Source organism: Pseudomonas syringae group sp. J309-1 (assembly GCF_032582135.1).
Classification (GTDB): Bacteria; Pseudomonadota; Gammaproteobacteria; order Pseudomonadales; family Pseudomonadaceae; genus Aquipseudomonas; species Aquipseudomonas quasicaspiana.
Genome location: NZ_JAWHNU010000002.1, coordinates 47,368 through 71,711, shown reverse-complemented (window position 1 = coordinate 71,711; position 24,344 = coordinate 47,368). Strand labels below are relative to the sequence as shown.

Sequence of the window (24,344 nt, the reverse complement as noted above, 5' to 3'; positions counted from 1 at the left end):
ATATAGACGCGCACCATGTCCAGATAATCGCTGATGTGTACGCGTTCGTCCGGCATGGTGTTGAACTTGCCGCCCGGACCGCAGACCACGCCTTGCATGCCCAGACGCTGGTAGAAGTGCGCAGCGTCAGTGCCGAAATAAGCGGGCGGGGTGATGATCCCGGTCGGCTGCGGCTCGCCACGAACCTGCTGATAAGCAGTGTTGACCGCCTTGACGATCAGCGAGTCATGGGACACCTCGAACGGCGGCATCAGCGGCTGGTTGTCACTGTCATTGATCAGCTTTGCCTGTAGTCCCGGGAACTGCTCGCAAAGCTGATCCAGCAGGCGCTGCAAATCAGCCAGCACTGACTCCACGGTTTGGCCCGGCGTATAACGGGCCGAACCGCGCAGGCGCAGAAAGTCTGCAACCTGTGGCGGACGCCATTCTTCGAGGTCGCGGCCCAGCGCACCGCGCACCACGCCAATATGGCCGCGATTGACCTTCTCATGCTCCGGCGAACGCGCGCCGCTGAAGGTGATGCCGTTGATCTGCGGGATCAACTGCACCGCAGCGGTGATCACGTCCACGGCCTCTTCGCGTTTGGACAGGTGACGTGTGTCGCCGGTCAGCTCGATGACGAACATCAACGAACCCACATGCAGAGTCACGGCTTGCAGGTCAGTGGGTTCGGAATTGATGAAATAGTCCGCTTTCACACCTTGCTCGATGGCCGCAATGGTCCCGATGCCACCCTGCAGTTCACCCACCACATAAGTGAGGATCACATCGCCCTTGAGCTTGATCCCGGCGTCAATCAAGGTTTTCAGTGCGCAAAAATACGCTGCATCGCCAGCCTTCATGTTGGAAACACCGATGCCGTAGATGAACTCCTCATCAATCTTTCCGGCCCACGGATCCACCGTCCAGCCTTCAGTCACGGGGTTGGTGTCGAGATGCCCATTGAACAACAGGCTGTGACCGCCGCCCTGACCCTTGAGCGTGCCAATGGCGTTCAGGCGTTCGCCCGGCACCGGCATCAGTTTGGCGTCCAGCCCCAGCTCCGCCATTTGCCCTGCCATGTATTCGGCCAGTAGCCGTTCTTCGGGGGTGGCGCTGTAGCTTTTGTGCTGCACCATGCGCGCCAGAAAATCCAGGCAGTACGCCTCGTCAATGCGGTCGAGTAGCGCTTCAGGCGTCATGCTGTGGCTCTTCATCAATGCGCTCCAATTCATTCAAAGGCTGCGGCACTGCGTCGAGCAGGGCACGGGTATAGGGGTGAGTGGCCTGAGCGGCCATGTCCACGGCGGGCAGAATTTCCAGCAGATCACCGCGGTACATCACGGCAATCCGGTGGGCAATCTGCCTGATCAGATTGAGATCATGAGTAATGAACAGGTACGCAGTGCCGTGCTGGCGGCGCAGTTCCAGTAGCAGTTCGATCACCGTGGCCTGCACCGAAACGTCCAGCGCGGCGGTGATTTCATCGCAGATCACCAGTTCAGGGCGGGCGGCAAAAGCGCGGGCGATGGCGACACGCTGCTTTTGTCCACCCGACAACTCGTGGGGATGGCGAGTGGCAAAGTCTTCCGGCAAACGCACTTCGCGGAGCAGACGTGCGATGGCTTGCGCTTCGGTTTCGTCTTTATTCATGCCATACAGACGCAGTGGCCGGGAAAGAATCTGGCCAATCGTCTGGCGTGGATTAAGCGAGGCGTCCGGGTGCTGAAAGATGATCTGCACCTTGCGCCTGTAATCGCGATCCATTTGCGCAGGGCCGCAGATCGGTTTGCCGTCGAAATACACAGTGCCGGTAAACGGCGTCAAGCCAGTCAGGGCCTTGGCGAGGGTTGATTTACCCGAGCCGGACTCGCCGATGATGCCGAGAATTTCGCCACGCGCCATGCTCAGGTTCATGTCGCGGGCGCCCATGGACGGCACGGATTTACGCCGCAGCAGGCTGTCCAGCAAGCTTGGCCGCCCGTAGCGGACGTTGAGGTCGCTGACTTGCAGTAGCGCGGGACCAACGGATTTCCTTTCCTCCAGCAGACGTTTGTCCGCAGCCGGAACAGCCGCCACCAGACGTTGCGTGTAAGGATCACTTGGGGCGCTGAAAATACGTCCGCCACGAGCCTGCTCGACAATGCGCCCCTGATTGAGCACGCACACCCGGTCCGCAACGCGCGACACCAGCGCCAGGTCATGGGAGATATATAAAGAAGCAACGCCGGTTTCTTCACGCAGACGGCGAAACAACTGCAGGATCTGCGCGGAGCTGATCACGTCGAGTGCCGTGGTCGGTTCATCGAAAATCAGGCACTGCGGGCGGCAAGCGAAGGCAGTTGCGATCAGCACACGTTGCTTCTCGCCACCGGAGGCTTCGTGGGGGAAACGCTTCATCATTGCGGCAGGGTCTTTCAGATCAACGTCGGCCAGCAATTGTTCGCCCAGGGCCCAGGCCTCGCGATAGCCCAGATCCCGATGGCGGGTCAGGACTTCAACCACTTGCTCGCCGAGGCTGAGGGTCGGATTAAGCGACGCGCTAGGGTCTTGAAAAATCATGCCCAGGCGACCGCCACGCAGCTTCTCCACCTCACGTTGAGGCATTTGCAGCAGGTTTTCGCCTTGCAGGCTGATGCTGCCGCCCATCTCCCGGGCATTGCTGGCCAGGTAACGCATGATTGCCCAGCCAAGGGTGGTCTTGCCCGAGCCGGACTCACCGACCAGCCCGACGACTTCGCCGGCTGCAACACTGAAATCGATGTTTTGCAGGACGTTCAGGGCGCCTGTGGGCAATTGATAGTCGAGGCTGTAGTCAGCCACTTGCAAAACCGTACTCATGAGCGCTGCCCCTTGGGATTAAGGGCATCGCGCAAGCCATCGCCCAGCAGATTGAAGCCGATCGCAATGATGGCGATTGCCAGGCCCGGCATCAGCATCATCCACGGAGCCTGGAAGAAGTAGCGCCGCGCTTCGGCAACCATCAGCCCCCATTCAGGCTGGGGCGGTTGTGCGCCAAGACCGAGGAAGCTCAAGGTGGCAAACAGCATGATCGCGAAGGCCACGCGGATGGTCGCCTCGACAATGATCGGTGCGACGATATTGGGCAACATCTCCCGCACCACGATGTAGGCGGTGGATTCACCTCGGGCGATTGCGGCATTGACGTAGTCCTGGCGGCGGGCTGCGAGGGCAACGCTGCGGGCGATACGCGCCATGCCTGGCACGAAGGCAATGGTGATCGCCAGTACCGCATTGAAATCGCTTTTGCCGAGCGTGCTGACAATCAGCATTGCAAATAACAGCGTGGGGATTGCCATTACCGCATCCAGCGTTCGCATCAGTGCTTCGTCGACGCGACCACCGAGGTAACCGCTGACAGTGCCCAGTAATGCGCCGATGAGCATCGCCATGGCGGTAGCAAACACTGACAGCGAGATCGTTGCCTGAGCCCCGACCAGTACACGACTGAGGATGTCGCGGCCCATCTGGTCGGTGCCCAGCCAGTGCGTCAGGCTGGGAGCTTTGTAGCGGGTGAGAATTGAAATGGCTTCCGGGTCGAACGGGGCCAGCGCGGGCCCAGCAATGACCAGCACCACCGCCAGCAGCAAGATAAGACTGCCCAGCAAGCCTTGCGGCGTTGTCAGCAGCCGGTAGAAAACATTACGCATATTGAATTCGCCGGTCGAGATAGGCATAGGTCAGGTCAGCCACAAAGTTGACCACGCAATAAGTAGCGGCGAGGATCAACACACCGCCCTGAATGGCCGGCAAGTCGCGAGCGGCGACTGCTACCAGCAATTCGCGGCCGATGCCGGGAATGTTGAAAATCTCCTCGACTACGACGATGCCGCCCAGCAGGTAGCCCACGTCCAGCGCGACAATGGTGATGGTCGGCAACAAGCCGTTGCGCAGCGCATGACGCAGCAATACCCGCCGCCGCGTGAGGCCTTTGAGGCGTGCGGCGCGTATATAGTCGGTTTCCAGAACGTCGATCATTTCCGAGCGCACCATGCGCGAGACGTGGGCGACCATGATCATCGACACCGTCAGCGTCGGCAGAATCAGGTGGCGAATGCCTTCGACGACGTTATCGCCCAGCGGCACATAGCCGGTCGCCGGTAGCAGTTGCCAGAAATCAGCGAACAGCAGAACCAGCAGCGTGGCCGTCACGAACTCGGGCAACGACACACCGATGTACGACAGCACGCCGATGATCAGGTCGACCGGACGTCCTCGGCGCACAGCGGCGATGATTCCCAGGGGAATCGCCACCGCCAGCATCAGCAGCAACGAGCAGCTCGCCAGCAATAACGAGCGGCCCAGCGCATCAAGCAGCGAACCGAGTACCGGCTGGCCATTGCGCATTGACACACCCAGGTCGCCTTGCAGAACCCCCATCAACCAGTGACTGAATTGCAGCCAGGCGGGCTGATCCAGCCCAAGCCTGGCACGCAGTGCTGCCAAGGCCTCAGGCGTGGCGTTCTGGCCCAGCAACGTCACCGCCGCATCTGCCGGGAGCAGTTGCGTGATTGCAAAGACCAGCAGTGAAACGATCAGCAGGGTGTACACGACCAACAGCAAACGCTTGGTCAGATAAGCAGCAGTCACAGGTTTATCCTCGGTTCATCCACGCTTGGGCGCGCTGTCGTCCAGCCACGCCTGATCGAGCCGGAACACCGCGCCGCGTGGGTGCAACTGGTAGCCCTGGACGTAGTTGCGTTGCGCGGCCAGCACATCGAAGAACGTCGGAATCAGCGAAGGCACCTGCTCGTGCATCAGTTTCTGCGAGGTGGCGTACAGGGCGGCGCGCTTGACCGGGTCATCGGTGCCGCGGGCAGCAGTCACGGCTGCGTCGAACTCGGCGTTGTTCCAGCGGGTTTCATTCCAGGCGGCATTCGAGGTGTACAGCAGCGAGAACACCGCGTCGGCGGAAGGCTGCATGTTGTAGAAGCCGACGTAGAAATTGCCTTTCTTCCAGACCTGATCCAGATAAGTGCTGTTGGCCATGGTCGCAACATTGATGTTGAAGCCGGCTGGCTTGGCCATTTCGCGGACAGCAATACCCAGTTGGGTACGCGTGGACGGTTTGTCCGAAGCCACCAGCGTGATGTCCAGACCATTGGGATAACCGGCGTCGGCCAGCAGTTTCTTGGCCTGATCGATATTGGCCTCTCGCAACGCGATATCGCTGTGGTAGCGATAAGCAGCATTGAGCGGGGTGTCATTGCCGGGAGTACCAAAACCTTCCGCCACAAAATCCACGAGGGCGGCACGGTCAACGCAAAGAGACAGCGCCTGACGAACCCGCACGTCGTTGAAGGGCGGCTGGTCGCACGCCATGTTGATATTCAGGAACTGTCCGGAAGGGACGCGGAGGCCTTTTACGCCGCTGGCATCACTGAGACGGCTGAACTCTGTGGCTTGTGCCGAGAGCATCAGGTCAATGTCGCCTGACATCAGCGCCGAGCTTTCCGCAGACGGATCGGGATAGACGCGGATTTCAATACGATCCAGATGCGGGCGCTCCGGGTCATAGAAGTGTTCGTTGCGGGCAACCACGACCATGCGTTCCGGTTCGAACGACACCAGCGTGAACGGACCGGTGCCCACCGCTTCGCGGGACAGTCGAGCCAGATCGCCTTGCACGATGGCGGCCGGGACGATCTTGGCGTCCGGGTAGGCCAGGCTCACTGGCAGGTCGGCATACGGGGCGCTGGTGGTCAGTTTGATGCGCACGTCATCAAGGGCTTCGACGGTTTGAATCGGGCCGATGTTGCGCAGGCCGGGCGAAGCGGTTTTTGGATCAAGGATCGCTTGCAGGCTGGCGGCGACGTCCTTGGCGGTGCAGGCGCTGCCATCGTGGAATCGCAGATTGCTGCGCAGGGTGAACGTCCATTCGGTCAGCGTATCGTTGTGGCTCCAGGATTGCGCCAGATCCGGTTCGGCCTGCATGTCCTGGCTCAGGCGGGTCAGGCCGTTATAAAGCAGTTCGCTGAGCAGATATTCGGGGTTAACCCGTGCCAGCAGCGGGTTGAGCATGCCCACCGCCTGGTCGACGCTGATACGCAGCGTGCCGCCTTTGCGTGCAGCCGCCGCAGCCCATAGTGTGCCGGAAAACGGCAGCATAGCCGCGCCGGTAACGATGGCGGAGGTGGTCAGAAAACGACGACGGTTGAGCCTGAAAACGTTAGTCATGGCGATACTTCACTTAGCAATGAGTGGGCATAGGGCAGCCAGGTAAAAAGCCGATAACCAGTCTTGATGCCGGTCTTCGGTGTTTCCAGTGTTCAGTCAGCAGGTGATTCAAAAGAATCCGGCGAATCGAAATCAGCGGCCAGATAGGCCAGAATCGACTGCGCCAGAGCCACCAGGTCGCTGCGTGTGGTGTACTCGTCCGCAGCATGAATACGGCTTTCCGGGCGGATCAGTCCACCCAGCAGAATCTCCTGAATCCCGGCTTGCTGCACCCAGCCCATGTCGGAACTGCTCGACGAGCCATAGCACTGAAACTGCTCCGGGGTGAAACCGAAGCCAACGCCCAGCGCGGCCTGCCATCGTGGCCAGTGTGGACCCGTGGGATCTGCGACCGGCGCCAGATGACCAATTACTTCATGCTCGACGGACAGTGCTTCGCTATCTGCCATGGCGCTCTCAATGCAGTTTTTCAACTCAGCCATGACCTGTTCGTAAGGCTCCTGCGGCGCATAGCGGCGATTGATCAGAATCTCGAACTGCGCGGGGACGGTTGATCCCTTGCTACCACCGTGGGCGGCGGCCAGAGTCATGCGTGAAATCAGCGGGGCGCCGTTGTAATGCGGCGGCGAGGGCATCGGCCAGGCTCGTTTTTGCACGTCGAGCTTCAGGCTGTGCAGCGCATTAAGCAGCGGCAGGCTCTGTTCAATGGCATTAATTGCATTGACCGGCTCACCGGAGTGCGAGGAGCGGCCTTTGACCGTTATCTTCAGATCGATACTGCCAAAGCAGCCCGCCCAGATCCGGGGTGCTGCGCCGCCGTTGAAGCTGAGGATGTGGCCTTCGACCAACTGTTGTTCGGCCAGATAACGGATGCCTGGGTACAGGCCGCCTTCTTCGTCAGTGCACAGCAACAACGCCGGGCAATAGCGCAGCGGCAACTTGAAACGCTGGGCTGCACGCAAGGCGGCGAGGGTAGAGGCGATGCTGCCTTTCATGTCAGCGGTGCCGCGGCCAATAAGTTTGCCTCCGACCTCGGTCAGTTCCAGCGGTGGCTGAGTCCAGCCGTCGCCCGGCGGTACGGTATCGACATGGAAATACAGGCTGCAGACTTCCCGATCGCCGCGCTGGCGAGCGACAAGATTGATGCGTTCGCCATAGGCTTCGCCGCTGCGGGTCTGCCACAGTGCTTCGGGCACTGTGACGCGGCGTGTGTCCATGCCTAACGGCGCGACCAACTCATCCATGAGGTCGGCGAACGCGCCGTAGCCCGCTCCCGGAGGAAAACAGGTGTCTACCGCGATCATGCGTTGCAGATCGTGGATGAGCGAATCATGATCCGCCTCGATCGACTCGAGTGCCTGTTTCAGCGCCGCATTCGTCGTCATTTTTCGCTCTCGATGTATTTCTATATAGTTTATAGTTAAGTATCCATGCACGGCCCGTCAAGGAAAAAAGATGACAGACAACAACCCGCCGCCTGCACCTGTGAATTTCTCGCGATTGAGCGAAAACGACAGCGCGCCCCTTTATGAGGTGGTCAAACGGCACATCTCCGAGGCGATCCTTCTCGGCGAATGGGCCAGCGGCACGGTCATACCCAGTGAAAATGCTTTGGCGGCCGATTTCGGCGTTTCAGTTGGCACCATCCGCCGCGCTTTGGCCGAGCTGGTGTCCGAAGGGATGCTGATGCGTAGGCGCAAGACGGGCACCGTGGTGACGGGCTGGGCTCCGCTTCACAACCTGCGTTATTTCTTCCAGTACTTCCGTTTGCACAATAAGGAAGGCGCGCTGCTGAAATCGCGCACCGTGTTGCTTGATTACCAGTTGGGGGAGGCGAACGCCAAGGACGCTGAAAAGCTCCTGATTGAAGAGGGCAGCCCGGTTTATCGCTTGCACCGTCTACGCAGCATCGATGGTGTGCCCGCGATGCACGAGCAGTTCACGATCGTGGCCAGTAAAGTGCCGGATTTCCCTGGCCCGGACGAACTGCCGGAGCTGCTCTATCGCTATCTACTGGAGCAATACGGCCTGCGCGTTGCCGCTGTGCGGGAGCAACTGACGGCCGGGCTGGCCAATGACGAAGATTGCCAGCTACTGGAACTGACTGCGCCCCATGCGGTGATGATCATTGATGCGGTGTCTTTCGATCAGGCCGCCACGCCGGTGATGATGACGCACCAGCGCGCAAGTACTGAGCACTTCATGTACGTCAATGAGATTCGGTAGGCTGCGTGCTTTTTGCTGGATTGGCGTGAGCCCGTGATGCCGCATCTTTGGCCAGGGATGTTCAGCGGATATACCGACGTCCTCCCGGCTGAAGCCAGTCCTACGGATTGCGTAGACTCTGTGGGAGCAGTGCCTGACACCACGCTGTCGCGGTGCTCGTGAGCTCCCATCAAACAACACGTAACTATCTGAATTCACAAAGAACCGGTAGGACCGAATTTATTCGGGAAGAGGCCATTACATTCGCAGCATTTTCATCGCCAAGAATGCCGCCTTCCCGGATAAATCCGGTCCCACCAGTCCTCTGTTTGCTGCGCGACAGCGTGGTGTCAGGGACACAGGGGCGACTCCTACAGAAAAGTATTCCAATTCAACCCGAGCGGCTTTCCGACGGTGGCGTGGCCTCATACTTGCCCCAGATCCGCCGCAAATGTCGCGCCGATCCAAACCCGGCACGCTCGGCTATCGCTTCCATATCAAGGGTTGATTGGGCCAGTAGTTCACGGGCGACGCTGACGCGCAGCCGGTGCAGGTAATCAAGCGGGCTGATGCCCGCGTGCTCTTGAAACAGGCGCGCCAGATGTCGGCTGCTGGTGCACGCCAGGCTTGCCATGCGGGTAACACTCCAGTCGTCACAAGGCGCCGCAGTGATTGCGTCCTGCACACGGTGCAGCGCGGGATGCAGATGATTGCGCCCGGCAATCCAGGGCGATAGTTGCGGGTCAGCGCCGCCACGACGCATGTACACCACCATGTCCCGCGCCACAGAACAGGCCAGTTGCGGTCCCGCCAGCTCTGCGACCAGATGCAGCATCAGGTCGATACCTGCGGTTACACCAGCGCTGCAACTGATCGGCCCGTCAGTGACATACAGTCGGTTCTCCAGCACCCGCGCGTTGGGTGCAATGGTTTGCAAAGTGGCGCACAGAGAGTGATGAGTCGTGCATTGCCGACCCTCCAGAAGGCCCGCTTTAGCGGCGATCAACGCTCCTGCGCAGATGCACACCAGCCGGTTTCCTGATGGCTCAAATACCCGTTGCAACCAGTCAGTGACGACCACGCTGGCCTGCTCGAACTGAAGCTGCTGTGCGGGTGTTGTCCCGGTGGTAGAGCCGACCAGCACCACCAACGTCCCAGGCATCAGAAACTCTGGCAGTGGTGCCAAGCCGGACAATGGCAAACCAATTGAAGATTGCAGCGACGCAACCGGGCTGACGTAGTGCAGATCAACCTTCAGCGCTGTTTCGCTCTCACCTTGCGCGGCAAGCCGCAGTACTTCCGCCGGGCCTGCCAGATCAAGCATCAGCACATTGGGCAGCAGTACAAACAGCACCGGGATCGTCATTGTTTCAACCTTCGAGCGCCTGGGTAACGGTGACGATCCGGGCAAAGCGATCTTCCAGCACCAGTTCGGTACGCTCGCGAATCTCTGCGGGGCTGTAGGTGCGACCGCTGCGTGGGTGAGTCATGGGGAAAGTCAAAGTCGCCTCGCTGACGAAGTCTACGGAGAAGCCGCTGTCTGAGGCTTGCCGTGTGGTGGTTTCGCAACACTGTTCAGTGCGGATGCCGCTGATGATCAGTGAATTGATATGTCTTTCAGTCAGCCAGGCGGCGAGTGGAGTGCCAGCGAACGCGCTGTGAAAACGCTTGTGAATGACCACATCCGGTTGGATGGACAGTTCGTCCAGGGTTTTCACGTGACCTGACGCCAGAGAGAAGTGTCCCTGCTCCTCGACGTGGAAGACTTGTACCACGGGGATACCTTGCTGGACACACCCGTCAATCAACGCTTGCTGGTTTTTCAGGTAAGTCGGCAGGTCAGTTTCGGACCAGTAGGTAGAGTGGCGGAACGAGTGTTGCACATCAATGACGATCAAGGCTTTGTGGCTCATGGTCTGTTCTCTTTGCTGTGTCAGAGGCGCTTAAGAGATCCCATGGTAAGCACACAGCGGTAACGACGATAGACATGGGCAGGACCAGTGCAGGACCGTTTCGGACATCTGGCTTTCTAACTTGAATGCTCGGCGCGCTTGTTTCGTCGGCAACGCTCCGAGCAGTAGCGGACTTCATCCCAGCAACGCGCCCACTTCTTGCGCCAGGTAAAAGGCAGGCCGCAGACGACGCAGCTTTTTACGGGCAACTCATTCTTTTTCAATGCATCTCCTGTCCAATAAATGCCACTGCCTGATTTGGAGTGCTTTTCTGTAAGGGCATCCCGGTGTCCCTGACACTACGCTTTCGCTAAGTAAACACGGGACCTGTAGGAGCTGCCGAAGGCTGCGATCGCGGTTTATCAGGAGAAATGCTTCGCAGCCTTCGGCAGCTCCTACAGAAAATGCATTTCAATCCAGTGGTTTGCGTGTTGTTTGATGAGCGCGCTTGCCCGCGATTCGGTGTGCCAGTCGATACATATATTGGCTGCGCTGACGCTATCGCGGGCAAGCGCGCTCCTACAGGTTCTATGTTTGATTCGCGACAGCGCAGCGTCAGGCTTAACAAACGATCTGCTTTAAATCATCTCCCCAGCATCCAGCTTCGCAAGCAGCATCTCGCCGCGCTGCCAGAGTGCTTGCTGTTTCGATTCGGGCATGCGATCCAGATTCTTGTAGATCATGCCCATGCGCTGATTGCCGCGCAGAAGGTTGCCGTGACGCATCAGGAAGTGCCAGTACAGCGAGTTGAAAGGGCAGGCATTGTCAGCCGTACTTTCAGTCACTTTATAAGCGCAGTCACCGCAGTAATTGGACATGCGCTTGATGTACTGACCGCTGGCGCAGTAGGGTTTGGAGCCGAGGTAGCCACCATCGGCATGCATGACCATGCCCAATGTGTTGGGCAGCTCGACCCAGTCAAAGGCATCCATGTAAATCGCCAGATACCACTCGCATATCTGCGGCGGCGCAATGCCGGCAAGCAGCGCGAAGTTGCCGGTCACCATCAGGCGCTGAATGTGATGCGCATAGGCGTATTCCAGGCTTTGACCGATGGCCTGACTCATGCAGTTCATTCTGGTTTTACCGGTCCAGTAGAACTCCGGCAGCGACCTGGTGTTGCCGAATGAATTGCCCCTGGCGTAGTCCGGCATCTTTAACCAATAGACGCCGCACACATATTCACGCCAGCCGATCAGTTGGCGAATGAAGCCCTCAGCGGCATTCAAGGCAATACTGCCTGCCCAATAGGCCGATTCCACATCGCTGCACAGTTGACGAAGGTCCAGCAGGCCGATGTTCAGCGCGGCGCTGATGCGGGCGTGGAAAAGAAAGGGTTCGTCGCTGGCCATGGCGTCCTGATAGTCGCCAAAACCGGCCAGCCCGTAATCCAGAAAATACTCCCACAGCGACTGGGCTTCGGCATGCGTCACCGGGTAGTCAAAGTTATCCAGCGCACCGTAGTGACTGGAGAACCTGTCCCGAACCAGTGCAATGACTTCCTGAGTGATGGCGTCGGTAGAAAACCGCGCGGGGTAGGGCGCGCGCACGTTCTTGGGCAACGCTTTGCGGTTTTCCGCGTCGAAGTTCCAGGCGCCACCGACCGGGGTGCCGTCGCCATTGATCAATAACCGACTTTTGCGGCGCATCTCCCGGTAGAAGAACTCCATCCGCAGCTGTTTTTTGCCTTGGGCCCAGTCAGAGAATTCGCCACGACTGCAGAGAAAACGCGTGTCGGCGTGCCACAGGATCGCTAAGCCACACGTCTTGATCGAGTGTTCAAGACGCCAGTCACCGGTCTCGGTCAGGTGAATTTCTTCCGGCTGCAACGATGACTGCCAGCGATGCAACTCGGCAGGCACCGAGCCGCTGTTCAGTGAGTCATCCAGCTGGACGTAGTGAACACGAAAGCCACGCGCCTTCAAAGCCTCGGCGAAATGCCGCATGGCACTGAAGATCAGCGTGATTTTTTGCGGGTGATGAGGCACATGACTGGCTTCCTCCATGACCTCGACCATCAACACGGCATCGCTTTCGGCGTCCAACTCGGCCAGCGAAGCAAGGTCAAAGGACAATTGGTCGCCCAGCACCAGGCACAATCGGCGAACCGCACTCATCAACTCATCTCTCTGTTCAAAACGTCCTTCCTGATGGCTGTAAGCCGAAGTGATGCAAAAACCTGTACCAATGTAAATTCTTGTACAAGTATTTCATAGGTCTTTGTGAATATGGCCGTTCAGCGCATTTGGAAAGGGAACTGAAGAAAAACCGAACACCTCAGTTCACAGGTACTCGAAAAATGGAGACGCCGATTCAAACTCATTAAAGGAGCAGCCCCATGCGACCGCAAACTTCGTTCATCTTCGATCTGGACGGCACGCTTACAGACAGCGTTTATCAGAACGTTGCAGCCTGGAAAGAAGCCCTGGACTCCGAGGATATTCCCCTCGCGATGTGGCGCATCCACCGCAAGATCGGCATGAGTGGCGGGCTGATGCTCAAGACCTTGTCGAGAGAAACCGGACTGGACATCAGCGAAGCGCAAGCCAAACGACTCAGCGAAAAGCACGCAGAAGCCTACGAGCGGCTTCAGGGCCAGATCATCGCACTGCCCGGTGCCGTAGAGCTGCTTGATACGCTCAGCCAGGACAACCTCAAGTGGTGCATTGCAACCAGTGGCGGGATTGATACGGCAACGATCAACCTGAAAGCACTGAAGCTGGACATCAACAAGATCAACATCATTACCCGTGATGACGTGAAATACGGCAAGCCTGATCCTGATCTGTTCCTGGCCGCAGCGGAGAAGCTGGACGTGCCTATCGAGGAATGCCTGGTGATTGGCGATGCCGTCTGGGACATGCTTGCTGCACGCCGCTGTAAAGCCACCGGTATCGGCTTGCTATCGGGCGGTTATGACATTGCAGAGCTTGAGCGGGCAGGGGCGTTGAGGGTGTATGAAGACCCGCAGGACCTGCTGGAACATCTGGACGAGATCGCCTCACGGCCATGACAGGTGGGGTCAGGCTGTAGGAGATCTCTCATCGTCCAGAAGCCGCGCTGTCGCGCAGCAAACATGGACCTGGAGTGAGCTTGCTCGCGATTACGTCAGCACAGGCAATATATTCACCGACTGATAGACCGAAATCGCGAGCAAGCTCACTCCTACAGATCCTGTGTTTGCATCGCGACAGCGTGTTGTCAGGAATACTTGGCCGCCCCTATCAAACAATATTCAACTATCCGAAAACTGACATTAATCCTGTTACTGAACTTGTCCGCCGAGGCCGCCGTCAGGCAGAATCTTCGGCTTCAGTTTCAGGGAAGACCCCATGATTGCCTCATTGCAGAGCGCCGCGTTGCACATTCGCCAGGCTGTTCGTGTCGCCACAGAAGGTTTGGTTGGGCGTGAGCAGCTCGCCGAGTTGATTGTCCTGGCGGCAGTTGCCCAGGAGCACATTCTGGTGATCGGCCCGCCGGGTACTGCCAAGAGCGCAGTGGTGCGGCGGGTGGCCCAATCCATGGGCGGACGTTATTTCGAATACCTGCTGGGGCGTTTTACCGAACCTTCCGAGCTGTTCGGCGCGGTGGACCTGAAGAAGTTGCGCGAAGGCACCGTCGAAACAGACGTCAGCGGCATGCTCCCTGAAGCCGATATCGTGTTCCTCGACGAGGTGTTTCTCGGGTCTACAGCCATCTTGAATACGTTGTTGGGTGTGCTTAACGAGCGGCGCTTTCGCCGCGGTCATACGCAAATCCAGTGCCCGCTGCGTGTCTGTGTCGGTGCGGCAAATGGCTTGCCCGACGACGAGGCACTGGCAGCGTTTGGTGACCGTTTCCTGTTGCACCTGTTCGTTGAATCAGTCCCTGACAATCAGTTGGAGGCCATGTTGGCGGGTGGCTGGCAGTCGGAGCAGCGCCCGGTTCAGCAATTATTGGGCTTGAGCCAGCTGGACACCCTTGGACAGGCGCTGAAACAGGTTGACCTGACTCAGGTTCGGCCGTCCCTCGCTCGCGCGATCCGGCGGCTGCGTGAGGCCGGTATTCAGCTTTCGGACCGCCGCATCGTCAAGTCTCAGCGACTCATCGCGGCCGCCGCATTGCTGAGCGGCCGCCTTGAGGCCAGTGACGCAGATTTGTGGCCGCTGCTGTATGTGTTGCCTACCAAGGAAACCCAGCAGCATGGTCGCGAAGTCCTGCGGGACATCTTTGCGCAGTCCAGCAACAGTCACTTGTTCAGTGCAGTGGAGGAGGCAACCCTGCAGCCGATGTCACGGCTCAGCCGTCTGCTGGAAACGGCGGAGGACTACCTGGCCCGTAGCGAACCACCGGCTAGCCCTTTGCTTGAAGGCTTGCTTCGCGAGATAGATGCCAACTTCAATACGCAGACCATACCGGCACGCTTGCAGGAAGTACGTGGGCTATTAGCCCAGATGCTGTCGACATCGGCATGAGTGCTTACGCAAAGACCTGGAGTTGGCGGCCTCGTCTGACTCCGGCCGAGCCGCGGGCTGCCGTAGCATGGGGCGAGGCAGCCCGGCGCCTGCACGCACGGTTATTATTGGTTCCGGCTGAGCAGGCTGTACGTCTGCAAGTCACAGCCAATCGCGATGTGATGGTAGTGTCCGGTGCTGTTGGCGAATTGCCGTGGGTCGATGGGGTGGAATACGCGGCAATGGATGAGCGTGCGCCCGGCCTATGGTTACCCACCAGTTGGGAGCCCGATGTGCCAATCGATCTACTGGGGCAGGCCTTGTCGTCCAGTTTTTCGCGCTCACCCCTGCTGCTGTGGCGTGAGCCGTCTGCCGTGGTGCCCCTCGATCGTCAACTTCCGGTCACGTCGGAGCACTTGCTGATCATCCAGGATTATTGGGCGCAACGCTGATGCAATTACCTGATGGCCTTCAACCCTGGCGCCAGTGGCTCGAATGGTTTGCCCCCGAGCATTTACCCATGTTCGCCGACCTGCTGGGGCGTCTGAATCCACTGCTCGGCCCGTTTCGCGGGCGACAGCAAGGCGGGGTGCCCGAGCCCGACGGCCTGGGTGATCTGCAGCGTCGCGGACCTTATGAGCGTTTACTGTCCAGCGAATGGTTACTGGCCGATGAGGTGCCCGATGAGTTTTTGCGGCGAGCCGCAGCTGGCGAACACCTTTTTGTCGCACCGCAATACCATGCGAGGCAAGCAAACCAGCTGATCGTGGTTTTGTTTGATGCCGGTCCCTTGCAGTTAGGCGCAGCGAGACTGGTTCACCTTGCGCTACTGATATTGCTTGGACGACGCGCCCAGGAAGCGGGCGCCCAATTGCGCTGGGGCATTCTGCAGCAAGCGCCCGAACTCCATGAACTCGATTCGCCTGCACAGCTCAGACGGCTGCTCAACGCCCGTACTTATGAGGTGGCGACTGACGAGCATTGGCAGACATGGGGTGACTGGCTTACCGAACAGCAACATGATTCCGGGGAGTGCTGGGTCGTCGGGCAGCGTTTGCCCAGAACCGACGGTAAGCTCTGTACCCACAGAGCTCAGGTTCACCGCAGTCTGGGCGGGGAGAATCTGTTCTTCGAGCTGCAAAGTTCCAGCACCCGTCGCGTGTCGCTGCCCATCCCGGACGAACAACTGGCACTGCAGCTACTGAAAGGTCAATTCGCCGGGGAAACCATTGAGGCTCCCGTACTCAAAGGTAGCGTGCCGCGTGTATCACTGACCTTGCTGCCGGTCATTGCAAGCGCGGGCACTCACATCGCGATGAAAATGCTCGATGCGCCGGGTGTGGTGTTGATCAAGCTGCCAGCAGCCGGGCAAAAAAAACCGCTCGAAATTCGCCGTCAGCTATGGAACCCGGAATGGACGCCTCTCAGCCTCACATTCATGCACAACAAACTCGGCGGCGTGCTGAGTAACCATCAGCAACTTTCATTCTGGAACATGTCAGGACTGGTTTCTGTCCTTAAACCCGAGCCCGATGAGCTGAAATTACCGCTTGGCACGGCCAGTTTTCTACCCGCCGTCTGGTTGCGGAACAGCACTACAGGCCGTCTGTTTTTACTGGATAACCACGGGCATCTGGCTTTCTGGGCGATAGCAACGTCGCGCTCACCCGCCAAACCCAGGTCAGGTACCACTCACTATCTTGCGGACAAGGTGCTGGGCCTGGCCAAAGTCGACAAGGATCGGGCAGCCTATGTGCGCAGTGACGCCGGGCGTTTATACGCTCACTCGATCAATGCTGAGGGCGAGGTTTCGCCGGCTTACGTGGTGGGCGACGCTAACGGCGTCACTCAGGTACTGTTTGCCGGTGGCAAGCAATGGAAGAGCGGTTTCGGCGGCTGTGCGCTGCTTACCGTTACGCTTGAGGGCGAGCGCTGGCAACTGGTCGCTGCGCCGAATGCTTCGATGCCGACGCAGACCCTTCGTCTGTCCGGTGGCTGGAAAGCTGTCGGTGTATGGCAGCAAGAGGGCGATGATTACTGCTCGATGGTTGTGTACAGTTCCAGGCAGCAATCCGTCACGCTGCGAAGTGGTGATGGGCAATCGCGTGTGTTGTTCACGACCTCTAACCCCATCGCCAAAATCAGCTTTTGCCCTGTAAGCGGCCTTATCGCCGCCTTGACCAGTGCCACCCGGGAATTACTGGTTTATTCGTTGCCACTCAATGCTCTGCGCCTGCAGATATTCTGCAACGAAACATCGGACGAACACGGGGAAGGCACGGATGCTTGAGCATGACTCGACACTGATTCGCCGTCCGGTGCTGGTCGGTCATCAGCACATTGAAGGGGTATGGTTCTCCCACGAAAGGTTTGACGAGCAGGAACGTGCAAGACTGATCCTCGATCAATGGCAAACGGGTTCAAGCGCCTATCGTTTTGCCGACGGCGACTTGCTGCGCTTTCGCCAACCCCTGTCTGTGATGTGTGAAACCCAGGTGGGCTGGCCGCTGATACGTCAGGGCGACGCACTGTGCTCGGCTCTTCTGACCCCGCAGGAAGCGCGCAGCCTGCCCGCAGCCGATGTCTGGCTGGTGCGTGCCAGCCACGTCAGCGCTTTGCAATTGCGCGATGCGACGCTCATTAATCCAGCGCAATGGCTCGATGTGAGTGGCTACACCTTGCTGGAGACCTATGACTGTCGGCGCGCATTGCCGGAGCCGGTCGTTGAGCCGCCTGCTATTGCGTCCGACGTGCGGGAGATCCTCGGCGGTGCTCTGCGGCCTGTCAGCCCTGAGCGGGAAGAGGTGATGAAGGCGCTGCTGGAACGCAAAGGCAGCGCGCCTGAAAAAATCCCTGATCAGGCTGCCGGTAGACCAGCGGATAACCCTTGGAAGAGCCCCGAGGTGGCATCGCTACCCTGGCTGAAGCTCGGTATCAGCGGGATATTGGTTGCCGCTTTTATCTGGATGGCCGTCAACGATAAGAAGGATCAAACCATTTCGCCGTCGGCGGCAGATTCCCCGGATGTCGGCGCAGTGATTCTGGGAATCCTGATCAGCGCAACGTTGTTTACTCTGTTGCTGCTGTGGATTCGCCGTTTTTTTGTTGGCCAGCCCTCCGGGGGGTATGGGGTGCCTCAAGCACAGAGCCAGCCGGGGATTGCACCGCGTGCCACGCCCACGAAGCCCAAGGTCAATCGATGGCGTCGCTGGCTGACACGCCTGACACTTCGCTCACCGCTTTCCGCGCTCTATGGCAAGCGCCAGGCAGAGTACATGCGGCGCATGATGGAAATGTTCGAAGACGGCGATCTGGAAGAAGCCCTGCGCCACGCCATTCCACTGGAGGGTGGCCAGAGCACGGGGGAGCAGGCATTTGGGACTCCGCAACGGCGCCAGGAGCTTGTTGTAGGTGAGCGTTCCGGGCCAGCTAACGCGATGCTTTTTGAAGACGACCTTAAAGACCGCCTCAAGCACTTATACCGGAAGTCGTTTGAAAGGCTGGACCGGGAAGGCCGTGTTGAAGAAGCAGTGTTCGTTCTGGCCGAACTGCTGAAAGAGCGCCAGGAAGCGCTCGACTATCTGGAAAAGCACGAGCGGTATCAACAAGCTGCCGATCTGGCCCTGACGTGGGACATGCCCCCAGCGGTGATCGTGCGCTTGCTGTGCCTGGCGGGTAACTGGCAGCGAGCGGTGCTGGTGGCTCGTCGTGACGACGCATTTGCTGATGCCGTGATGATGCTTGAGCAAAAACAGCCTGAAAGTGCCGGGCGGTTAAGGCTTGAGTGGGCCGAATCGCTGCTCGGCAAAGGGCTGTGGTTACAAGCCGTCGACGCCATCTGGAGTTTGCCCGGCGAGCGCGCCCGGGCGGCTCAATGGTTACTTGATGCGGAGGCCGCTGGTGGACGTCTTGCCATCAGGGCACTGGTCAAACGAGCGATCCTGTTACCTGACACGCTGGCCGCCTATGGGGAATGGGTGGAGCAGCTTCGCGATGATCCTCAGCGCTTCGCCGAGCGCGCTGCCCTGGCGGAGGCATTGTTGCAGCACCAGAGTCACGCAAAAGCGCTGGCATGGCTGACCGGCGCGACGATACACGCGATCATTGCGGATGAAGCGGGCGGGCAGGGGCGCTTGACCCATAATCAGCTGCAAGCGCTGGTCATAATGAGCAAGGACAAACTGCTCCAGGCTGACCTTCCTGGCAAAGCGTTGCCTCGCCGGGGTAAACAGCCTCTGGATAGCGTTGAGGCGACGCTTGAATGGTCGGCACCCGCAATGGGGAGCAGGGTCATACTGGATGCCGTGGCACTGGAAGACTCGCGTTACTTGCTGGCATTGGGCGAGGCGGGGGCAGTGGTCGTCGACGCATCCGGCAAGCGTCTTTTTCACTTTTCAGTACCGGCGCAAGCCATCGTGATGGCCCACAGCCGACAAGTGGCGCTGGTGCTGATTCGCCGAAGCGAAGCCTGGCGGATCAGCAAGCTGGACCTGGTTAACCGTACCGCAACGGATCTGGGCGTACATAAGTTCGACGTATTCGCCAGGATCTTCAACGGTTCGTCCTGGACCATTGGGCAAAACCGGCAACTGCGGGTGGTCGACGTGGATCGAGGGTTTGAAACGCTGTGGCATGTCAGTGATCTGCCAGGCCGCATCCTGGGCCTTAAGGATGATGCCCATGGCGAATACCTCTGGCTTTACGACCCTGAGTCGGGCAGTGAGCTGTGGCATTACCGCCTGCCGGATCGTCGCCTGATGAGCCGCGAACCTGCCTCGAAGACCGTCTTTGATGACGGCCGTCAGTTGTTCAGTGCATCCAGTGACGTCGTCGAAATCCGCATCAAGCGTGAAAGAGAAGATGATCCCGTCCTTGTGATCGAGCAACGTGGCAGCCGCAAGGGCTATCGCTTGCCTGGGTGTATTGAAGGGCCTGAAGACGACCCTGTTGAAGTGCTCCTGCTTGAGCACTGGCTGCTCACTGGTTATCTCGTTTCTGACGATGAAACCCGCTGGCAATTCATCCACCGCAATAGCGACCGCCTTTGCGCGACGCTGCAATGGCCTCGACCCGAAGTGAGGACACGCCTGTCAGGAGCCGACTGGCTCATGTTTGACGATCAAGGGCGGTTGAGTCATATCAATGCGGAAGAGGGCACTCAGCGCAATTTGACGATCAACTAAGATTGGATCGGGTGTTTACAAGGCTTGGGCGGGAGTTCCGGTTAAGCCAGTCTGTGGGCGAAGTAAGCTGGAGTATTGCGGGGCGATAAAGTTTGCCCATTTCCAGTCGATAACGCTGCTAGAGAGGGCTCCAATGCGCGAATCCCTCAACTCTAACAACGACAAGCCTGAGTACTCCCCATGTCCCAGTTCCTCAATCTGAAGCTCAAGTCAAAGCTGCTGTCCGCTTTTGGTCTATGTGCGCTCATCACTGTCGGTGTAGCGGCGCTGGGGTACAGCGGGATCTCGACCATCTACGGGATGTTGCAGGACACGGTCAGCAACAACCTGGTATCGATTCAGAAAACTGATTCGGTTAAAGCCAACGTTATTGCCACCCACCGGGACATGTTCAGAGCTATCAACCTTGGGTTACGCAAAGCCACGCCAGAAGACATTAACGCTGTCGTTTTGTCTTTCAGGGACAACCAGGGCGAGGCGGAACAACAATTCAAAGTCTATCGCGCCACTCCTCTGGAAGCTGACGAGCGCGCTGCAGGTAATGACTTCGAGCGGGACTGGCCCGCGTATGTCGCTGCCGCAGAAAACGTTTTCGCACTGTTGAAAAGTGGCGATGTTGATCAGGCCGCCAAGCTTGCTGATACCGTCGCAACCCCCGCGTATCGCAAGACCATTGGCGAAGTCAAAATCATGATCGAGTCCAATGCCCGGCAAGCGATTGGCGTTGCCACCTCGGGGGAGGATACCAACCAACAAGTGACCTGGGCGCTGATTATCGGCGGACTTGTTGCAGCCGTTGCCGCCATCACCCTGGGCCTGGTGGTCACCCGCATGATTACCCGACCGCTCTATCAGTCCGTGGAAAGTGCTACTCGCATCGCTCAGGGCGACCTGACCAAAGAGATCACCTCGAACAGCGAGGATGAAACCGGACAGCTGCTTAAGGCACTGTCCAACATGCAGAAAGATCTTAAAGGCACGGTGCAGCAGATTGCCGATGCATCCGATCAGTTGGCTTCAGCTGCCGAAGAGCTGACCGCCGTTACTGAAGACAGCACACGTGGCCTGGTTCGTCAGAATGACGAGATTCAGCAAGCCGCGACTGCGGTAAACGAGATGACCGCCGCAGTGGAAGAGGTTGCCCGCAATGCGGTCAGCACTTCACAGGTGTCCAGCCAGACCGCAGAAGATGCGATCAAAGGCCAGCATCAAGTCCAGCAGGCGGTGACAGCGATGAACACCATGGCCGTGGATATCAACGATTCCACGCAGCGTGTGGAAACCCTGGCCGGCCAGATTCGTGACATCACCAAGGTGCTGGACGTGATTCGTGGTATCGCTGAGCAGACCAATCTATTGGCCCTCAACGCTGCCATCGAAGCCGCTCGTGCCGGTGAACAGGGTCGAGGCTTCGCCGTTGTAGCCGACGAAGTCCGTGCCCTGGCCCATCGCACGCAAGCTTCTACTGGCGAAATCGAAGCGATGATCAAGGTCGTACGCGCTGGCGCTGACGAGGCCGTACAGTCGATGAGCAAAAGCCAGTCGATGGCTCAAAGTACGCAGTCGCTGGCAACTGAAGCGGGCCTGGCACTGGAGCGAATCAGCGCCGGAGTCAGCGAGATCAACGAGCGCAACCTGGTGATCGCCAGCGCAGCAGAAGAGCAGGCTCAGGTAGCACGTGAAGTCGACCGCAACCTGGTGAATATCCAGGACCTGTCGACCCAGACATCCGCCGGTGCGAACCAGACCAATGCTTCGAGTCAGGAACTGTCGCGTCTGGCGATTTCGTTCAATACGTTGGTGGGCAAGTTCAAGCTTTGAGGGGTATTAATATCTACACATCTTTTCCATGCAGGGATTCTAGTGTACATATCCGTTATCGCGGTCAGGGCTGATATTGGTTGCGCCCTTACGGCGCGTCACTTTTGAACATCCGGAAGCCGGCCCAGACAAAAGTAACCAAAACGCTCTTGCCCCACCACTCGGCACCTCGCTGTCGCTCGGTGTACCCGCCCGCAGATCCTGAACCGTGGGCCGCCGCAACGGGCCATCCATGGCCCAATGCGGCTAACCCGGCGTCCTGCCCCTCTTCAACTCAAGGGCGTCCCACGCTTCAGAATCTGCGTTCGGCCAGCGTGATTTAACGGGGCGCCTCAGATCAAAATCAAAAGCTTGGCGGCCTGAAAGCCGACCTGATTGTGTGAGCTTGCCTGTCTTCTGTAGGAGCTGCCGTAGGCTGCGAGGCGGCGTTCAGGCACTCTGCGATCGGGCAAGAGCTTTTTAACTTACTTTTGGCTGGGACGGCTTCCGGCTATTTTCAAAAGATAGCTATTCTTTCATGGCTCAGCACCCGGATATCGATGGGAGAGTGAGCCGGCTGCGACCATCAAGTTCTCTCCAAACCTTTGAGTCCCATCAATACAACGTATCAGCAATGCGCCCCGGCAATGCCTTGTCATACGCATCGCCATCGATTTCGGCCGCCGAGATTTCCTTCAATATTTTCCCGGCAGTCGGCAGCGTGCTTCTCTCCACGTGCCGCGTTGCATCCCAAAGTCCCGCCCTGATGACCGCCCGGCTGCACTGGAAATAAACGCTGGTGACGGTGATGCGCAGCACTGATTTGGGCAGTTGGCCGTTCACGGCAAAACGCGCCAGTAATTCGGGGTTCACTGATATCTGTGCTGTCCCGTTGACTCGCAACGTTTCCCCGACCCCGGGGATGAGAAACAGCAGTGCCACCCGGGGATCAGTCACGATATTGCGCAGGGTATCGATCCGGTTGTTGCCGCGTCGATCGGGCAAGTAAAGCGTCTTGCTGTCTTCGATATGAACAAACCCTGCCTGATCGCCACGTGGCGATGCGTCAAGTCCATCGGGGCCTGACGAAGCAAGAATCGCAAAGGGTGCCGACTCGATGAAAGGCCGGTAGACGGCATGAATATGGTCCACCTCTTTGACCATCGAGGGACGGGCGATTGGGCCATACAGCTTTTCCAGCGCCTCTGTTGTGGTCACGTACTCGTTGCTGTCCAGTTCCGTAGTCATTTCTTTCTACCGTCTTGTTCTGGTTGTTATACCTGCACTGATGCGGGTTAGCCGTGTTGAGTTTGAGCTATTTTGATGAAGGAAATGTGCTGCTGACAGTCTTGGGTTTCAGCCGCATGATCACTCAGCCTCAAACCATTGCATGAAATCAACTACCGTAAAACCCTGTATTGGGCGGCAGCATTTGCTGCCCGCATCTGGATTCGAACCTGACGACCCCTTCTTGTATAAACTCCTCCCCACCCTGTCGCACCCGACTGAGAATCTGGATTAGCCCGTCTGCGGAGACCCCATGGATAATTTGCCCCCTCTGCGCGCCTTGCAGATTTTTAACATCGTCGGTCGCTGCGGCGGTATCGCCGAGGCCGCACGACGCCTTGGGATATCGACTGGTGCTGTCAGTCAGCAGATGAAGTTACTGGAAGAAAGCCTCGGAATTACCCTGACGGTCAAAGACGGCAAGCGCATTCGGCTTACCACCGTCGGAGAACGTTATCACCGTAACTGTGCAGCGGCGTTTGAGAGCTTGCAGGTCGGAAGGGCCGAGGTGGAGTTGGCAAAAAATACCAGCAACATGCGAGTCAGCGCGTTTCCTTCACTGATGTCAAAGTGGCTCGCACCGCAGCTTTTTGACTGGCAAGACCGCTATCCCGAAATTGACCTTTTTCTGGAAGCTCGCCATGCCGAGCCTTCTACTGGCGGCTACGACATAGACTTTCGCATTACCTACGGCGACCGGATTCCGGACAGTGGAAATGCTATCGAGTTGTTCCGCGATTGCATCGTTCCAGTGTGCAGCCCTGAGTTGCTCAAAGGCCGGGAGCCCATCACCCGTGCCGAACAGATCCTTGACTACCCGTTGCTTTCAGTCGACTGGCTGCCAAGCTTCGCATCACCACCTTCCTGGCACGACTGGTTCACTGCGCAGGAGGTTGACTGTCCGCAGTTACGGGATGGCCATCGAGTGTTTTCCCTGTCGTCCATGGCCATCCAGGCCGCAATCGAAAATCGCGGCTTTGTCCTGGCGCAGTACTCCATGGTTCGCGCGGACATTGAGGCCGGGTATTTGCTCATGCCGCTGGCACGCCCGCTGTTCCTGTTGTCTTCCTATTATCTGGTCTGGAGCAGCAGTGCCTTTGATAAGGCCTGGGGCCGAGACTTTCATCGGTGGCTGGTTGCCCGTGGCAAAGATCAGCATGACTTGAACCAATGCCTCGGGGTTTAGTTTTTCTAAACCGTGAGCCAGTTTTTCTGGCCTTATCTACGCTCACAGAATCCGTTATGTTGACGCCAAGAGTTACACATAAAAAATAAAAACAGTACTGGCACCATCGCTTTTCCATTGT

19 protein-coding genes and 1 pseudogene are annotated in these 24,344 nt (G+C 58.3%); 9 read left to right on the top strand and 11 right to left on the bottom strand.

Annotated features, from left to right (window positions below):
- From RX972_RS01495 to RX972_RS01470, 6 genes are all read right to left on the bottom strand, one after another.
- Nucleotides 1–1,196 (bottom strand): M20 family metallopeptidase (locus RX972_RS01495; RefSeq protein WP_316872283.1); only part of this gene is annotated, 1,196 nt, incomplete at its 3' end.
- The gene (locus RX972_RS01490; RefSeq protein ID WP_316872282.1) at nt 1,171–2,820 is read right to left on the bottom strand and encodes an ABC transporter ATP-binding protein; all 1,650 of its coding nucleotides are present in this window, start codon (nt 2,818–2,820) and stop codon (nt 1,171–1,173) included. The genes RX972_RS01495 and RX972_RS01490, both read right to left, overlap by 26 nt.
- Complete coding sequence (locus RX972_RS01485) at nt 2,817–3,650, bottom strand: ABC transporter permease (protein ID WP_099271418.1); 834 nt, start codon at nt 3,648–3,650, stop codon at nt 2,817–2,819. Before RX972_RS01485 ends, RX972_RS01490 begins: the two co-directional genes overlap by 4 nt.
- The gene (locus tag RX972_RS01480; RefSeq protein WP_027899619.1) at nt 3,643–4,590 is read right to left on the bottom strand and encodes an ABC transporter permease subunit; all 948 of its coding nucleotides are present in this window, start codon (nt 4,588–4,590) and stop codon (nt 3,643–3,645) included. The genes RX972_RS01485 and RX972_RS01480 overlap by 8 nt, the downstream gene beginning before the upstream one ends.
- A gap of 15 nt (nt 4,591–4,605) precedes the next feature.
- A complete protein-coding gene (locus tag RX972_RS01475; RefSeq protein ID WP_316872281.1) occupies nt 4,606–6,177 on the bottom strand; it encodes an ABC transporter substrate-binding protein in 1,572 nt (523 codons plus the stop codon).
- A gap of 92 nt (nt 6,178–6,269) precedes the next feature.
- Nucleotides 6,270–7,562, bottom strand: coding sequence for a M20 family metallopeptidase (locus RX972_RS01470; protein WP_316872280.1), 1,293 nt, complete (start codon nt 7,560–7,562; stop codon nt 6,270–6,272).
- Between the two features lie 70 nt (nt 7,563–7,632).
- On the opposite strand from RX972_RS01470, the gene RX972_RS01465 reads away from it, so the two are divergent.
- Nucleotides 7,633–8,403 carry a GntR family transcriptional regulator gene (locus RX972_RS01465; protein ID WP_316872279.1) on the top strand — a complete coding sequence of 257 codons (771 nt, stop codon included), beginning with the start codon at nt 7,633–7,635 and terminating at the stop codon, nt 8,401–8,403.
- A gap of 370 nt (nt 8,404–8,773) precedes the next feature.
- On the opposite strand, the gene RX972_RS01460 is transcribed toward RX972_RS01465, so the two are convergent.
- The 4 genes from RX972_RS01460 to RX972_RS01445 form a co-directional block, all read right to left on the bottom strand.
- Nucleotides 8,774–9,748, bottom strand: coding sequence for a GlxA family transcriptional regulator (locus tag RX972_RS01460; RefSeq protein ID WP_316872278.1), 975 nt, complete (start codon nt 9,746–9,748; stop codon nt 8,774–8,776).
- Between the two features lie 4 nt (nt 9,749–9,752).
- Nucleotides 9,753–10,295 carry a cysteine hydrolase family protein gene (locus RX972_RS01455; protein ID WP_316872277.1) on the bottom strand — a complete coding sequence of 181 codons (543 nt, stop codon included), beginning with the start codon at nt 10,293–10,295 and terminating at the stop codon, nt 9,753–9,755.
- 116 nt (nt 10,296–10,411) lie between these two features.
- Entirely contained in the window at nt 10,412–10,558 is a 147-nt protein-coding gene (locus tag RX972_RS01450) for a DUF2256 domain-containing protein (RefSeq protein ID WP_316872275.1), read from the bottom strand.
- Nucleotides 10,559–10,912: 354 nt separating this feature from the next.
- Nucleotides 10,913–12,451, bottom strand: coding sequence for a cryptochrome/photolyase family protein (locus RX972_RS01445; protein ID WP_316872274.1), 1,539 nt, complete (start codon nt 12,449–12,451; stop codon nt 10,913–10,915).
- A 221-nt stretch (nt 12,452–12,672) separates the two neighbouring features.
- Here RX972_RS01445 and RX972_RS01440 point away from each other — a divergent pair, with 221 nt between their 5' ends.
- The 7 genes and pseudogenes from RX972_RS01440 (at nt 12,673) to RX972_RS29365 (ending at nt 21,771) form a co-directional block, all read left to right on the top strand.
- Nucleotides 12,673–13,347 carry an HAD family hydrolase gene (locus RX972_RS01440; protein WP_027899612.1) on the top strand — a complete coding sequence of 225 codons (675 nt, stop codon included), beginning with the start codon at nt 12,673–12,675 and terminating at the stop codon, nt 13,345–13,347.
- Nucleotides 13,348–13,666: 319 nt separating this feature from the next.
- Nucleotides 13,667–14,788, top strand: coding sequence for an AAA family ATPase (locus RX972_RS01435; RefSeq protein WP_316872273.1), 1,122 nt, complete (start codon nt 13,667–13,669; stop codon nt 14,786–14,788).
- Nucleotides 14,785–15,219 carry a hypothetical protein gene (locus tag RX972_RS01430; RefSeq protein ID WP_027899610.1) on the top strand — a complete coding sequence of 145 codons (435 nt, stop codon included), beginning with the start codon at nt 14,785–14,787 and terminating at the stop codon, nt 15,217–15,219. Before RX972_RS01435 ends, RX972_RS01430 begins: the two co-directional genes overlap by 4 nt.
- Nucleotides 15,219–17,057, top strand: a complete 1,839-nt coding sequence (locus RX972_RS01425; RefSeq protein ID WP_316872272.1) for a hypothetical protein — start codon at nt 15,219–15,221, stop codon at nt 17,055–17,057. Before RX972_RS01430 ends, RX972_RS01425 begins: the two co-directional genes overlap by 1 nt.
- Nucleotides 17,050–19,950, top strand: coding sequence for a bpX6 domain-containing protein (locus RX972_RS01420; RefSeq protein WP_316872270.1), 2,901 nt, complete (start codon nt 17,050–17,052; stop codon nt 19,948–19,950). Before RX972_RS01425 ends, RX972_RS01420 begins: the two co-directional genes overlap by 8 nt.
- A gap of 180 nt (nt 19,951–20,130) precedes the next feature.
- A pseudogene (locus tag RX972_RS29370) lies at nt 20,131–20,913 on the top strand (MCP four helix bundle domain-containing protein); the annotation flags it as partial.
- On the top strand, nt 20,908–21,771 hold the full coding sequence (locus RX972_RS29365) for a methyl-accepting chemotaxis protein (RefSeq protein ID WP_406643937.1): 864 nt from the start codon (nt 20,908–20,910) through the stop codon (nt 21,769–21,771). The pseudogene RX972_RS29370 and the gene RX972_RS29365, both read left to right, overlap by 6 nt.
- A 594-nt stretch (nt 21,772–22,365) precedes the next feature.
- Here RX972_RS29365 and RX972_RS01410 read toward each other — a convergent pair.
- Nucleotides 22,366–22,998, bottom strand: a complete 633-nt coding sequence (locus RX972_RS01410) for a pyridoxamine 5'-phosphate oxidase family protein (protein ID WP_316872269.1) — start codon at nt 22,996–22,998, stop codon at nt 22,366–22,368.
- A 292-nt stretch (nt 22,999–23,290) separates the two neighbouring features.
- On the opposite strand from RX972_RS01410, the gene RX972_RS01405 reads away from it, so the two are divergent.
- Nucleotides 23,291–24,223: a LysR substrate-binding domain-containing protein gene (locus RX972_RS01405; protein ID WP_027898240.1), complete on the top strand. Its 933-nt coding sequence runs from the start codon at nt 23,291–23,293 to the stop codon at nt 24,221–24,223.
- The last annotated feature ends 121 nt before the right edge of the window (nt 24,224–24,344 follow it).